Origin of the sequence: Limnobaculum allomyrinae (assembly GCF_016649425.1) — a bacterium.
Lineage (GTDB): Bacteria > Pseudomonadota > Gammaproteobacteria > Enterobacterales > Enterobacteriaceae > Limnobaculum > Limnobaculum allomyrinae.
Window position 1 is genome coordinate 132,209 of the sequence record NZ_JADRCR010000006.1, and the last position, 14,235, is coordinate 146,443.

At 49.4% G+C, this 14,235-nt stretch carries 12 protein-coding genes; 4 read left to right on the top strand and 8 right to left on the bottom strand.

Annotation, left to right across the window (positions count from 1 at the left end; all coding sequences use genetic code 11):
• Positions 1-292: 292 nt before the first annotated feature.
• From I2494_RS12595 to I2494_RS12605, 3 genes are all read left to right on the top strand, one after another.
• On the top strand, positions 293-499 hold the full coding sequence (locus tag I2494_RS12595; RefSeq protein WP_218467139.1) for a hypothetical protein: 207 nt from the start codon (positions 293-295) through the stop codon (positions 497-499).
• Positions 500-571: 72 nt separating this feature from the next.
• Positions 572-1,360: an aminoglycoside adenylyltransferase family protein gene (locus I2494_RS12600; protein WP_218467138.1), complete on the top strand. Its 789-nt coding sequence runs from the start codon at positions 572-574 to the stop codon at positions 1,358-1,360.
• Positions 1,361-1,393: 33 nt separating this feature from the next.
• On the top strand, positions 1,394-1,648 hold the full coding sequence (locus tag I2494_RS12605) for a CopG family ribbon-helix-helix protein (RefSeq protein ID WP_218467137.1): 255 nt from the start codon (positions 1,394-1,396) through the stop codon (positions 1,646-1,648).
• A gap of 327 nt (positions 1,649-1,975) precedes the next feature.
• Here I2494_RS12605 and I2494_RS12610 read toward each other — a convergent pair whose 3' ends face one another.
• The 8 genes from I2494_RS12610 to I2494_RS12645 form a co-directional block, all read right to left on the bottom strand.
• Positions 1,976-2,884, bottom strand: coding sequence for a LysR substrate-binding domain-containing protein (locus tag I2494_RS12610; RefSeq protein WP_218467136.1), 909 nt, complete (start codon positions 2,882-2,884; stop codon positions 1,976-1,978).
• A 157-nt stretch (positions 2,885-3,041) separates the two neighbouring features.
• The gene (locus I2494_RS12615) at positions 3,042-4,268 is read right to left on the bottom strand and encodes a cytosine permease (protein WP_218467135.1); all 1,227 of its coding nucleotides are present in this window, start codon (positions 4,266-4,268) and stop codon (positions 3,042-3,044) included.
• A 25-nt stretch (positions 4,269-4,293) separates the two neighbouring features.
• Positions 4,294-4,686 carry an allophanate hydrolase-related protein gene (locus tag I2494_RS12620; RefSeq protein WP_108901462.1) on the bottom strand — a complete coding sequence of 131 codons (393 nt, stop codon included), beginning with the start codon at positions 4,684-4,686 and terminating at the stop codon, positions 4,294-4,296.
• A 67-nt stretch (positions 4,687-4,753) separates the two neighbouring features.
• Positions 4,754-5,713 carry a carbamate kinase gene (gene arcC, locus I2494_RS12625; RefSeq protein WP_218467134.1) on the bottom strand — a complete coding sequence of 320 codons (960 nt, stop codon included), beginning with the start codon at positions 5,711-5,713 and terminating at the stop codon, positions 4,754-4,756.
• Positions 5,710-7,152, bottom strand: a complete 1,443-nt coding sequence (locus tag I2494_RS12630; protein ID WP_218467133.1) for a YlbE family protein — start codon at positions 7,150-7,152, stop codon at positions 5,710-5,712. Before I2494_RS12630 ends, arcC begins: the two co-directional genes overlap by 4 nt.
• 11 nt (positions 7,153-7,163) lie before the next feature.
• A complete protein-coding gene (fdrA, locus tag I2494_RS12635) occupies positions 7,164-8,720 on the bottom strand; it encodes an acyl-CoA synthetase FdrA (RefSeq protein ID WP_218467132.1) in 1,557 nt (518 codons plus the stop codon).
• 109 nt (positions 8,721-8,829) lie between these two features.
• A complete protein-coding gene (locus tag I2494_RS12640; protein WP_218467131.1) occupies positions 8,830-9,723 on the bottom strand; it encodes a DUF2877 domain-containing protein in 894 nt (297 codons plus the stop codon).
• 3 nt (positions 9,724-9,726) lie between these two features.
• Complete coding sequence (locus I2494_RS12645) at positions 9,727-10,395, bottom strand: cysteine hydrolase family protein (RefSeq protein WP_218467130.1); 669 nt, start codon at positions 10,393-10,395, stop codon at positions 9,727-9,729.
• Between the two features lie 782 nt (positions 10,396-11,177).
• Here I2494_RS12645 and fdnG point away from each other — a divergent pair.
• Entirely contained in the window at positions 11,178-14,228 is a 3,051-nt protein-coding gene (gene fdnG / locus I2494_RS12650; RefSeq protein ID WP_218467129.1) for a formate dehydrogenase-N subunit alpha, read from the top strand.
• Positions 14,229-14,235: the final 7 nt, after the last annotated feature.

A 14,235-nucleotide genomic window follows, 5' to 3' on the forward strand; every position in this document is an offset into this window, starting at 1 on the left:
AAATTAACCCACCAACTCGGCCTCTGTTCCATTGACCCTCTCCCTGTACAAATATACTGTGTTCTGGCTGTCGGTTTTTTATCCGTCAGCCAAAATAGCGAAACCCCGCAGTGCTCGAACACATACGGGGTTTCTCACCACAACGTTATATATAGGGATAACATCATGGCTGTGAAGAAGCATACCCAAACTCACTCTGAATTTATACTCGCAGTAAGATCAAATTGCGGATCGGGATCGAAAAAACGATCCTCTGTTTCAGCAAGTTGGCTGAAAAAAGGAGGGTGCCGTCATGCTTAATCTTATCGACTCCACCCCAAAAGATCCGCTGGAACTGGTTGAACAATGCTTAGCGCTGACCTGCGCAGTCATCAACATCAATGAAGCTGCGGTAAAAGAGTCACTGCAATTTATTCTGCATGAAAAAATGGAAGCGCTGTTTAGTGCGCTTTATTGTGTGGAGGATGAAATGAAATCAGAGGTCGAAACGTCACTGTAAAGCCGTGCGGTACTTTACGAATTGATGTGAAGTACCGCTTTAATTAACACCATGTCTGAGGTGGCAGATAACATGATAAAAAACATACCTGACTCAGCACGGCAACAGTTGGAATCGGCCTGTGCCCTCATCACTCAGGTTCTTGAACACCATCTTATGGCGATTCATTTATATGGTTCCGCGGTTGAAGGTGGACTGAAGCCCTACAGCGACATTGACTTACTGGTTACTGTGCAGGCACCGCTTAATACAAAACAACGGCAGGCCTTAATGCAGGGGTTACTGGCAATCTCGCTTCCTCCCGGCACCTCAGATGCCTGCCGGGCGCTGGAAGTGACGGTTGTGCAGTATTCACAACTGGTGCCATGGCAATTTCCACCCACAAGAGAAATGCAGTTTGGTGAGTGGCTGCGTGATGACATCCTTGCCGGAATTTATGAACCCGCACAGCAAGACATTGATATTACTATCTTGTTAACCAAAGTACGCAATGCCAGCGTGGCATTAACGGGAGAAAACGCCGACACACTATTTAATCCCGTACCGAAGCACGATTTGCTGCAAACCTTCAAACATACCCTTGAACTATGGAATGAACCTAAAGATTTGCAGGGCGATGAACGTAATATTATTTTGACCCTGGCACGAATCTGGTACAGCGTGGTGACTGAAAATATCATTGTTAAAGATCAGGCAGCGGACTGGCTGCTACCACAATTACCCGCCGAACATACCGCCATATTACAGGCCGCACGCTCAGAATATCTGGGACTATCCTCAGAGAATTGGACAAGAGCAATGCCAGCAGTAGAACGCTTTGTACGATATGCCAAAACGCAGATTTCTGCCCAACTGGGATAAAACGATATGGTCTGTATTAGAGGAAACAACCCAATGCCTAACCAAACCACATTCACCATAAAGCTGGAAACAGAACTCAAAGATGCTTTTACCAAAATAGCAGAAACTGAACATTGTTCTGTATCTCAGGTGATGCGCGATCTAATGCAACAGTATATTGAACGGCATGAATATAAACACTTTCTTGAAGATAAAGTAACGTCCGCCCGCGCATCAATAGCCAATGGGCAAAGCATCCCCCATCAAGATGCCAAAGCAATATTCAAAACACGCAGGGAAAAGGTTTAAAGGAACAATTAGTGCTGATTGGAGGCAAGGTTCAATAGTCGAGTATCTCTCCCTAAATACAGCCAATCGTCGGGAGAGGCCGCCGTGGGGGTCGACTTGGCGCAAGCCAACGACAAACAGGCAAAGCCTGTTTGAACAGCGCTCGCGCTGGCCCGAAGGGCAAAACACCGAAGGTGTTTTGTAACTGCCCGTAGGCGGACTAGGCCCGACGCACTCCACAGCCAAGAATATGGCCCTTCCGGCCGAGCACAATGGTGATATTAAGTTAAAGCCTTTACGGCCGGAATACCCACAGAAGCCAATCAATAATACCTAACTACCCAAACTTCAGAAGTACCCACACAACCGCCCCTTCATCTCCGCCCGCAGTAAAAACTCCGCTGCCCACTGCCGAACTTTCCCCATCCCATCCGACCGATAAGCAACAAACATCTGAGTAGCATGCTTATGCTCCTGCATCGGCTTCTTCACCAACTCACCGGCATTCAGCAACGGCAAACACAAATGATGAGGAATATAACCAATCCCCACATTCCGTCGAATCAAATCAATCGCAATATGAAAGTCAGGCACAAACACCGGCTTCTGGCCTTCAAGTAACCATGCCTGCTGACGGGTGAAATTAATCGACGTATCGCGAATACAAATCGCCGGATATTTACGCAATTCGGCGTTTTGCAAAGGATGAACCTGCGTAGCTAACGGATGCGTAGGGCCAACCACAAAATCCCAATCCATTTGCCCGATAGGGGCGCTGATAATCCCTTCGGTGCTGGGAACCGAATGAGGGGCGCCAATGGCTAAGTCGGCCTTTTTGCTGTACAACGCATCCCAACTGCCGTTATACACTTCGGTATTCACTTTTAGCTGGGTAGAGGGAAATGCCTGCTCAAACTCACTGATAAATTCTACCAGCGCACCGGGACCAACAATATTATTCACCGCCACCGTCAGCTCACGTTCAACCCCTTCATGTACCAATGCCGTATTGCGCTTTAGCGCATCTAAATCATCAAGAATGGTTTTGCTATGGTGGATAAAATATTCACCGGCGGGCGTCAGTTCAATATAGCGCCCCTTGCGAATAAACAGCTCAATGCCGAATGATTCTTCCAGCTTTTTAACCGTATAGCTGATGGCCGACGGCACTTTATTAATGTGGTCTGCGGCGGTGGTAATGCTTTTATATTCAGCAACCAGACGGACAATGCGAATAGTCTCATCAGAAATAAACATATTAAACCTGCGGGAGATTGGCGCTATTAATTGAAAAGCATCATGAAGCAGTTAATTGGCGGATGCAACCGCGTATCAACGTTTGTGTTAAAGCGGAGGTATTCTCACTCCCTGTAAGGGGAGTGAGAACAGACAGAGCAGATAATCGGGCAGAAATTTATTTGTTGGCTGATGTGAGTTTGCTTAATACCGCATAACACACACAGGCCACCAGAATGGAGTCTACCGATGGAATAGTGGTCAGGGTAAACATACCTTTGATGGTCATAAAGCCGACCAGCGAACCGATAATCCATGCCACAAAGGTGGTGATTTTAATCTGGGATTCTTTAGCCAGCAGCGTTTCATCATAACCATTACGGCGATAGATAAAGAAGTCAGCAATATAGATACCCGCAACCGGAGGAGTGGCAACCCCAAGGAATAACAGGAATGGAATAAACCACGCCATAATATCCATACTGCCAACGATGGCTGCCAGCACCCCTAAAGCCACGGTGATTTGCCATTTAGGGAAACGGGTAAGCAGGGTGGAAACCACCAGCGTGCCCTGAAACATATTGCCGGCATTGCCGGTAACGGTAGCAAAAATCAGCAAAATAGCCGCCGGTAGCACCGCACCAAACAGTGCCATTGCCCCTAACAGCGAGCTTTGACCACTCAGTGCGCTTGGCGTTGCGCCAGCCCAGTACAGCAGCGGATAAGCAATCAGGAAGGTCAGCAGCGCAGCAATGATGGCATGTTTACGATTATGTACGAAGCTACCGAAGTCCGGCAGAGTGGCCACTAAAACAATAATGGTACCTACCACCGAAGAGATCGCCACCCCCATATTCATCGAACTGAGGTGTTCAAACGCCGGCACTTTACCGTTAACCGCGACGTAGAGAATGTAGCAAAGCACCAGTGCGATAATCGGTACCGCGAACTGTGCCACTTTACCCAATACTTCAAAACCAAATGCGGTTGAGGCAACAAAGATAATACAACCGAAAGCAACCAACAGCGGAGTCGGCAGATTAAAACCATATTGCGCCAGCAGGTCATGAACCGAATGACCAAACATATTGGCGGTAACGGTGATCCAGCCAAACAGACTGATAGCCATCAGAATGTTGATGGCTATGGCGCCTTTCTCACCGAACGCATATTTCACAATGCCATAGGTCGGTAAACATGCCTTTTCCCCTACGCTGATAGTAATGGCCGCTAAAATAGCCAGAATCAATCCACCAATGCCGACCACCTGAATCAACTCAGAGCTGGACAACTGATTACCTAAGCTGGATGAGGAAAGCAGTACCGGTGTAACGGCGATACCCAGCAAAATCATGGCGATACGGAGCCCTGAAGCGGTGTTTAAATTTTCACTCGTTTTGCGCATACGATATTCCTTTACGCTATAGCGTTTAGCTTAGGTGATGATGCCCGGTATATTTTCTCCAGCATCCTAAATCAGTGATCTCTTTTTGTCCTTCGGTTAACCATGGCTCTGCCAGCACGCCCAGCACTTCGCTGCCGTCTTGCAGTTTCACTTTACCAATGGCTAAACCCGCAGGCTCACTCATCAGTAAGTCAGCGAATGAACTTAAAGGAAGTTCCCAGATTTCCAGCGATACCGACGTGCCGCCTTCCATCACTCTGATCATGCCAGGGTGACGATCGTTAATGCTCCAGATGCGATAGTGAGCATCGGTCTTATCTTCACGTACAAATACGCCGCCGGCTTTAAGCATATTCGGGTTGAGTTCCAGTCCACGCATCAGAGTGCCGTTGACCGCCAGCAAGGTTGTTGCTGCCATGTGTTATCTCCTGTTAATAATTATTCTGTATAAAAGCCCCGCAAGGGCAGGGCTCAAAATGGTTTTACTATGGTGTAATCCAGGTGCCGGTTTTATGCTCCAGCGCATCGCGAATGGCTTCCGGACTGGTAATCAGTCCACGGCCGGTTTTGCCATGCTGTTGGTTGTAAGCAATAAAACCCATAATGGCTTCCACTTTTGGCAACATGCTGCCAGCACCAAACTGCTGCTGATCGATAAGTTCCTGCGCTTCCGCCATGGTCAGGTTGCTTAACCAACGCTGATCCGGTTGGCCAAAATTGACTGCGACCTGCTTCACGCCGGTAGGGATCAACAGTAAATCCGCTTCCAGCTGTTGCGCCAATAGGGCTGATGCCAGATCTTTATCAATAACCGCTTCAACGCCGGTTAACTGACCCTTGGCATCACGTACCACCGGGATCCCGCCGCCGCCGCAGGCGATAACTACACAGCCCTGAGCTAACAGACTGGCGATCACCTGATGCTCAATAATTTCCTGTGGCAGAGGTGAAGCCACGGTGCGACGCCAGCCGCGACCGGCATCTTCCATTACCGTCCAGTTCAGCTCCTGCTGGCGCTGACGAGCCGTGGCTTCATCAAAGAAGGCACCAATTGGCTTGCTGGGATGGTTAAATGCTTTATCGTCGGCGCTGACCAGGGTTTGAGTCACAATGGTCACCACAGGCTTATTAATTCCACGACGTTGAAGTTCGTTATTCAGCGCTTTTTGGAACATATAGCCAATGGCACCCTGAGTATCGCCAACCGCGTAATCCAACGGTACCGGCGCCACTTCCTGTTTTGATAATTCTGAACGGCGAAGAATAAAACCAACCTGCGGCCCGTTACCGTGGGTCACCACTAAGTCCCAACCAGCTTCGATCATTTCGGCGATATGGTGAACGCTTTCAATTACTGACAGGTACTGGTCAGGAATGCTGTTGTGCTTATCGTCGGTGATTAATGCATTACCGCCTACTGCCACAATGGCTAATGGCTTACTCATGATGCTTTTCCTTCATGATGTTTTTCTTCATAGCGTCTGACCTGTTCTGCCAGTGCAGAAATGGCTTCAACAAAACCCGGCATTGGCGCGGTAGTAATACCGGCACCGATTTGGCCTACGCCGGCCTGTTTGTGTGCAATACCGGTGTTAATGACCGGCAGAATGCCCCGATCGACCACTTTACGTGCATCAATACCGGCAGCGGTTGGCGCAAAGTTCAGCGCTGGTAGCGTAAAGGCAGGGTTGCCCCCCAGCGTGATGGCCTGCATCCGGCGGCTGTTATTGGTCGCATCGTCCGGCGTACCACCAACAAATTTCACGATGGCCGGAGAAGAGGCCATAGCAAAGCCACCGACACCGGCGGTTTCGGTAATGGCGCTATCTCCTAAGTCGGCGGCGGCATCTTCAACGCCGTAGCCCGGGAAGAACAGACCTTCAACCGGGTTAGCCGGAGCCTGGAACCAGCGGTCACCGGTACCGGATAAACGGATACCAAAGTTGACGCCGTTACGCGCCATTACGGTAACCATTGAGCTGAACGGTACGTTGGCAGCGGCATCCATCATGGCTTTACAGGCTGCCATGGACAGGTTAAGGAAGAAGTGATCGTTACCCACAATAAAGGCGGTGGCGCGTTGGATCAGGTCTAACGGCAAGCCGCTTTCCAGCAGGGCAGGAATCAGACGCTTAATCAGCAGGCCAGTGGCTGCGGCATTACGGTTATGAACTTCATCACCCATATGCAGCGCTTGTGCCATCAACGGTTTCAGTTCAAGGTCGCCTAAGATGGCAACCGCTTTTTTCAGTGCCGGAGCCAGTTCATTCGCCATCCAGTGCAGGCGTTGCAGTACTTCGTCATTATTAGCGCCAAAGCGTAATACTTTACCCAGACCCTCGTTAAAGTTACTGAATGAACGGGCACCGTTGGTTTTATTTTCAATTACCCATAGCGGCATGGACGGGCTGATAATGCCGGCCATCGGGCCAACGGCCTGATAGTGGTGGCAGGGTTCCAGATCCACTTGATTATCCAGTACCATTTTTTCTGCGGCTTCATGGCTGGTGGCCCAGCCTTCAAACAGAATGGCACCAATAATTGCGCCTTTTACCGGGCCGCACATGTTGTTCCAGCTAATCGGTGGGCCGGAATGCAGAATCAGTTTGCGCTGAGACATGGCGCTGATAGCTTCACGGGCGAACATCACGTCAACCAGTGCAGGCTGAGCGCTAAGGTATTGCTCAAACGCCTGCTTGTTGGCCTGTTCAACCAGTGGATGACGCATTAGCCAGACCAGATCCATTCCTGCTTTAATATTGCCCATGGCGGGTGGCTGCCAGCTCAGATTGATAACTTCACCACCGGCTTGTTGCAGGTTATTAGCAAAGCTTGCCAGACCTGCGTTGACGACTTTCAGCGGTTGACTAAATAATTGATTCATAGTGGGCTCCATTATTTCTCTGCCTGCTGACGAGCAACATAACTTGCCCAAAGCGCAGCCTGTGCATTACAGCCTGCGACCAGAACGCCGGCCTGACGTAAATTATTTATTTGGCGCGACCTGACTTGCGGGTCGGCTTCGGTTCCACAAACGTGGGCAATTAACAGAGGAAGATTTTTGGCACCGAGTTTCTCGCGCATCTGACCAATCACCTCAAGCAACTCATCCGCTGGCTCCAGCGATGCGCCATAGCCCAGCACCAGATCGAACAGCACCACGGCGGTTTTAGGGTCGCTAAGCTCTTCCTGAATCCGTTGGTTACGCAGGGTTGGGTCGATCATTGGGTGAGGGCGACCGTTGGTGAAGTCGTCATCCCCCATATCGACAATGGTGTTGCTCTGGCTGTGCCAGATATCACTGAGTTGGGTATTGCCTTTCACCGGCGTATTGGAAGAGGCTGAGAACCCTTGCTGCTTACAAAGTAGTTGCGCTTCATAACAGAAAGTACCACCGGCAAACACGCCGCGAATTTCACGACGCTGAGCAGGTAAGTGCACACTTTCAGCCGCCAGTACCTTTTCATCCGCAGGAGCAATTTGCGCCACGGAAGCCGGAATAGATTTCTGATTCAGCAGCGCTACCGCGACTTCTGCCGCATCGGCCAGAGTATGCACAAAGGTGATGCCGGAGGTATGGAACTCCTGCGCATCGGCACCCAGGAAGTTAACCACTACCGGTTTACCGGCTTTTTGCGCCTGTTGCAAAATGCGTTCTGCTACCGGGCGGGCTGGTGGTTTGGAAATCAGCACAATCACCTGAGTTTCCGGATCGTTGGCCAGCGCATCCACACCAAACAGCATAGAAATGCCGCCAATCTCTTCGTGCAGGTCGTGGCCACCGGTGCCAAGCGCCTGAGAAATTCCGGCTCCCAACTGATCGATACGACAACTGACTTCCTGCAATCCGGTACCGGAAGCGGCGACGACGCCAATAGCCCCGCGTTTTACCACGTTGGCAAAGCCCAGCGGCATACCGTTAACAATGGCGGTACCACAATCCGGCCCCATCACCAGCAGGTGTTTCTCACGGGCTAATTCTTTGATCTGTTTTTCATGGGCCATGCTGACGTTATCGCTGAACAGCATCACGTTCATGCCCAGATTCAGGGCCTTAATCGCTTCGGCGGCGGCATAATCGCCGGGCACGGAAATCAGTGCCAGATTGGCGTCTTCAGCGGTTTCTTTGGCCATTTCCAGACTGGTTAATACCGGAGGGCGAACGCCGCCGCTGTTACTCTCTTCTGGTTTGCTTTTCAGGCGCTGTTCCGCCAGCGCAAGGGCTTCATCACAGGCTTCATCTTCACCACGAACGGCAATAATCAGATCGTTCGGACCGGCCTGACAGCCATTGTCCAGACCTGCGTCGCGCAGTTGAATCAGATTGGTTTCTGTTCCCATGACGACTGACGCCTGCTCGATGCCGGGCAGCTTATTGATTTGAGCGGATATCTGCATCAGGGAGACGGAGTCCTGATACAAATTGGCAAATACTTTATGTTTTACACTCATTTTTATTACCTGTGCTTTTACTGCCTGCCAGCTTTGCAGACAAGGTCATCACGTGTCGGTATTGGGAAATATCGACATGAATATTTAAAAAATAGCCCCCAACAGGGGATTAGTGCACGCTACGGACGGTTCTTAAACCGTGTAACACGCCCGCCAGACAATCCACGCCGGAAGCGGCGCCAAATTGCATTACCTGATGGCCGGCAAGTTTCAATTCCTGTTCCGTGGTTTGGCGGCAAAGGCAGCCTAAAAGTCGATAAACCGGTTCGGAATAGTCTTGCTGTAACGCCAGTGATAAGTAGTGTTTGCTGATATCAGTGGTTTTTGTCAGCATCTGAGCGATGGCCGCTTTTACGCTGTTTATATGACGTGAAAGGGTTGGATGTTGGTGCCACAGAGAAAGGGCGGCCAGATATCCCAACAGATAATCATCGCCATCCGGCGTTAAGCCGGAGCCATAACCGATTAAACCAGCAACCTGCTGTTGTAATTGGCTATCACTGTGTGCCAGCGCTAACGAGGGGAGTCGTCCATCCGTTGGTTCATCAGGGAGCAGTTGTAATGCACTGCTAACCTGATGTTGCTGGCAATAATCCATCAGTAATGTTTTTAATACGTGGTGGTGGTTACCAATCATTTGGCGATCCACCTCCGATGACATGCTGAGCTTCGCTGGTTGCCAGTTGCTGGCTCGGGTACTGTCCGCTTGCCAGTCACCACCGATTAACCGTCCCTGTTGGATGGTGATATGCATGGAACGATGACAGTAATTGCGCCAGTCCCAACCTGCCGGGGCCGCTATCCTTACGGCACAGGGCAGGTTTTGATATTCGTTATTCAGCAGGGTTAACAGGCCGCCATTAGCCAGCGACAAATTAACTGCACGGGAGAACACGCTGTGTACCGCTAAACAGTGATGACCTTGCATCATTGGCCGTGCAAGATAACCCACAGAAAGTACCGTCAGGCAATGGTTGATAACCCGAGTTCTCCCTTCCATCATGGCTTACCCTTTCAGGCCTTCCACAATGGCGTTAGCATCGCTTACCCAGCCAAAAATAGCGCCCTGAGCTTTAATCATCTCCAGAGCATATTTTTGGAATTCAGGGAAATAGGAACCTACGCAATCCTGAGGAATGATGCACTCATAGCCACGGTCATTGGCTTCACGCACGGTAGTAGTAACACAAACTTCAGTGGTAACACCGCAAACGATCAGGGTTTTGATACCGTGATTTTGCAGAATTAAATGCAGGTCGGTCTGATAGAAAGCCCCTTTGCCTGGCTTATCAATAACCGGCTCACCGGCGATTGGGTAGAGTTCAGGGATAATGTCATGGCCGTCTTCACCGCGTACCAGAATGCGTCCCATCGGGCCTTTAGTACCGATAAAAGTTTGACCGCCACGGGTTAATTTTGCCGGAGGACAGTCCGCCAGATCGGCACGGTGGCCTTCACGGGTATGAATTACCAGCATTTTATGGTCACGTGCCGCTTTCAGCACTTTTTTGCATGGTTCAATGGCGGTGCGAACCAGTGAAACATCGTTGCCCAACGCTTCGCCAAAACCGCCTGGCTCAACGAAATCACGCTGCATGTCAATCATGACCAGCGCAGTAGTTTTTAAATCAAACGGCAGGGCAAAGGGTTCAGCACGAAAAGTATGTTGTGTCATAGGTCAGGCTCCTTGTGTCCCATGATTAATGGGGTAGGGGATTAAGTATTTTTGCTTCCATCAGACTAGGACAGGAATAGACAAACCGACAGGAAAATGATTTTCACGACAGCGACAAATATTTTGACGCAGAAAAGATAATCAGAACCAGCTCTCATTATCAGCTTGATACCCATCATGTCTTTGGTTGTTAAATCAAAATAATTGATGGTGAAATTGGTTTCTATTCAAATTATTTAATGTGTAAGTGTGAGTTAACGCGGCCTTTTTATGACGTCAAAGGGTCGCGTTCTCTAAAAATAGAAGGAGCGGAATTTTTATCCGGATTGGGAAAAACACCGCTTCAGCATCGTGAGAAAACGGATACTTTTATGTTAATTTAAATGTTAAAAAAATTACTTCGTTAGAGGTAGTTAAATATGTCGAATTGTAAAAATTCTTTATAAAATAAAACAGGTTACAAATTTTTACATCTAAGGTGTATTTTTAAGCTATCAATATATTATGTTTTTTTTCAGTGTGATATGTCATCAATGCTATTTTTATCGCTGATTTATTCACATGAAAATGATTATTTTTTGGTCAAATGTTAAATTTAATAACCTTGCAAATTATAATGCTATTAGTTGATCGAATTTTCATATTAATACCTATTAATGAGTAAAAATTTTAACAAAAACAAATCGATAATTAAGGATCGAGATCAATAAGTGAGACGGTTGTTCCCTCTATAATCCGCGCGTAAATGATTAAGTTCGTATGTCATCAATGAGGAGAGAACCATGCAGGTCAGCAGGAGGCAGTTTTTTAAAATCTGCGCTGGCGGTATGGCGGGTACAACTGTAGCGGCATTAGGCTTTACGCCGGCTATGGCACTGGCGGAAACGCGTAATTATAAATTATTGCACGCCCGTGAAACGCGTAATACCTGCACTTACTGTTCCGTTGGCTGTGGGCTGTTAATGTACAGCCTGGGCGACGGAGCGAAAAACGCCAAAAGTAGTATTTTCCATATCGAAGGGGATCCGGATCATCCGGTAAACCGCGGTGCGCTTTGTCCGAAAGGGGCAGGGCTTATCGATTACATCCACAGTGAAGGCCGTTTGCAGTATCCGGAATACCGTGCGCCGGGTTCGGATAAGTGGCAGCGTTTGAGCTGGGATGACGCATTAAATCGCATTGCTAAATTAATGAAAGAAGATCGCGATGCGCATTTTCAACATACCAATGATGCGGGGACGGTAGTAAACCGCTGGCTGAGTACCGGTATGCTGTGTGGCTCTGCCGCCAGTAACGAAACGGGTTTATTGACTCAGAAGTTTATCCGTTCCCTCGGCATGTTAGGCATTGACCAGGTAGCACGTATCTGACACGGACCAACGGTAGCAAGTCTTGCTCCAACATTTGGTCGCGGTGCGATGACCAACCACTGGGTTGATATCAAAAATGCGAACGTGGTTGTGGTGATGGGCGGTAACGCTGCAGAAGCACATCCGGTTGGTTTCCGCTGGGCGCTGGAAGCCAAAAAACACAACAATGCCAAAATTGTTGTGGTAGATCCCCGTTTCACTCGTACGGCGTCGGTGGCTGATATTTATGCCCCAATCCGTTCCGGTACCGACATTGCTTTCCTGTCGGGCGTGATTCTGTATCTGATAAATAATAATAAAATCAATGCGGAATATGTGAAGCATTACACTAATGCCAGCTATATCATTCGCGAAGATTTCGGCTTTGAAGACGGCTTATTCAGCGGCTTTGATGAACAGAAAGGGCGTTATGATAAATCCAGCTGGAACTATCAGTTGGATGACAGCGGTCAACCAATGCGCGATCCGACGTTGAGCGATCCCCGTTGTGTATGGAACCTGTTAAAACATCACGTCAGCCGTTATACCCCGGATATGGTTGAAAATATCTGCGGTACACCACAGGCAGATTTTGCCAAAGTGTGTGAAGTGCTGGCGGAAACCAGTGCGCCAAACTTAACCACTACCTTCCTGTACGCATTAGGCTGGACTGAACATACCGTTGGTTCACAAAATATTCGTACGATGGCGATGATTCAGCTGCTGCTGGGTAACATCGGTATGGCGGGCGGTGGCGTAAACGCACTGCGTGGTCACTCTAACGTTCAGGGTACGACGGACGTTGGTCTGCTATCTCAAAGCCTGCCGGGTTATCTGACGCTGCCTTCTGAGAAGCACACTAATCTGGAAACCTATCTCTCTGCGGTTACGCCGAAAGGCATGCTGCCAGGTCAGGTGAACTACTGGAGTAACTATCCTAAGTTCTTCGTTAGCCTGATGAAGAGTTTCTACGGTGATAAAGCGCAGAAGGATAACGACTGGGGCTTTGACTGGTTGCCGAAATGGGATCAATCCTACGACTGGATGCACTATTTCGAGCGTATGGATCAGGGGCTGGTTACCGGCTTTATCTGTCAGGGGGTTAACGCCTTAGCGTCATCACCAAACAGAAACAAGACCGCGCGTGCACTGGCGAAACTGAAGTTCCTGGTGGTGATGGATCCATTAGCCACTGAAACGGCCAGCTTCTGGGAAAACCACGGCGAGCATAACGATGTCGATCCTGCCGCGATTCAGACCGAGGTATTCCGTTTACCGTCCAGCTGTTTTGCTGAAGAAGATGGTTCTATTGCTAACTCCGGTCGCTGGTTACAGTGGCACTGGAAAGGCGCAGAGCCGCCGGGTGAAGCTAAAACTGACGGTGAAATGTTATCTGCTCTGCTGTTTAAAATTCGCGAGCTGTATAACGCCGAAGGCGGTAATACCCCGGAACCGCTGCTGAATATGCAGTGGAACTACTCTCGTCCGCATCATCCGGAATCGGAAGAAGTGGCGAAAGAGCTTAACGGTCGGGCGCTGGCGGATGTGGTGGATGCCAATGGCAATGTCCTGGCGAAAAAAGGCCAGCAGTTATCTACCTTTGCTCATCTGAGGGATGACGGCACCACTGCCAGTGCCTGCTGGATTTATGCCGGTAGCTGGACTGAGGCCGGTAACCAGATGGCGCTGCGTGATAATGCTGATCCGTCAGGCTTAGGTTTAACGCCGAAGTGGTCATGGGCGTGGCCGGTTAACCGTCGCATCATCTATAACCGTGCATCTGCTGACGTACAGGGTAAAGCCTGGGATCCGAAACGTACCCTGATCGAGTGGGATGGCAGTAAGTGGGGCGGTAACGATGTGCCTGACTTTAACCTGACCGCGGCACCGGGTTCGGAAACCGGCCCATTTATTATGCAGCCGGAAGGCGTAGGTCGCCTGTTTGCGCTGGATAAAATGGCGGAAGGGCCGTTCCCTGAGCACTACGAGCCAATTGAAACACCAATTGGTACTAACCCGCTGCATCCAAACGTGGTGTCTAACCCGGCTGTGCGGATGTTTGAGAGCGATAAGAAAGAAATGGGTACCAGTAAGGATTTCCCTTACGTGGGTACCACTTATCGTTTAACCGAACATTTCCACACCTGGACTAAACACTCGAAGCTGAATGCTATTACTCAACCGGAGCAATTCATTGAAATCAGTGAAGGGCTGGCGGCAAAAGTGGGCGTACAGCACGGCGATATGGTGAAGGTAAGCTCTAAACGCGGCCAGATTAAGACCAAAGTGGTGGTGACCAAACGTCTTCGCACGCTGAAAGTAAATGGTCAGGATGTGGAAACCGTGGGTATTCCCATTCACTGGGGCTTTAAAGGTGCGGCGCGTAACGGCTTTATTGCCAATACCCTGACGCCATCGGTGGGTGATGCTAACTCACAAACGCCAGAGTTTAAGGCGTTCCTGGTTAACGTGGAAAAGGTGTAACGGAGAA

Coding starts and splice junctions, on each gene's coding strand:
- I2494_RS12595 (WP_218467139.1), top strand. CDS start 293: ATGCTTAATCTTATCGACTCCACCCCAAAAGATCCGCTGGAACTGGTT.
- I2494_RS12600 (WP_218467138.1), top strand. CDS start 572: ATGATAAAAAACATACCTGACTCAGCACGGCAACAGTTGGAATCGGCC.
- I2494_RS12605 (WP_218467137.1), top strand. CDS start 1,394: ATGCCTAACCAAACCACATTCACCATAAAGCTGGAAACAGAACTCAAA.
- I2494_RS12610 (WP_218467136.1), bottom strand. CDS start 2,884: ATGTTTATTTCTGATGAGACTATTCGCATTGTCCGTCTGGTTGCTGAA.
- I2494_RS12615 (WP_218467135.1), bottom strand. CDS start 4,268: ATGCGCAAAACGAGTGAAAATTTAAACACCGCTTCAGGGCTCCGTATC.
- I2494_RS12620 (WP_108901462.1), bottom strand. CDS start 4,686: ATGGCAGCAACAACCTTGCTGGCGGTCAACGGCACTCTGATGCGTGGA.
- arcC (WP_218467134.1), bottom strand. CDS start 5,713: ATGAGTAAGCCATTAGCCATTGTGGCAGTAGGCGGTAATGCATTAATC.
- I2494_RS12630 (WP_218467133.1), bottom strand. CDS start 7,152: ATGAATCAATTATTTAGTCAACCGCTGAAAGTCGTCAACGCAGGTCTG.
- fdrA (WP_218467132.1), bottom strand. CDS start 8,720: ATGAGTGTAAAACATAAAGTATTTGCCAATTTGTATCAGGACTCCGTC.
- I2494_RS12640 (WP_218467131.1), bottom strand. CDS start 9,723: ATGATGGAAGGGAGAACTCGGGTTATCAACCATTGCCTGACGGTACTT.
- I2494_RS12645 (WP_218467130.1), bottom strand. CDS start 10,395: ATGACACAACATACTTTTCGTGCTGAACCCTTTGCCCTGCCGTTTGAT.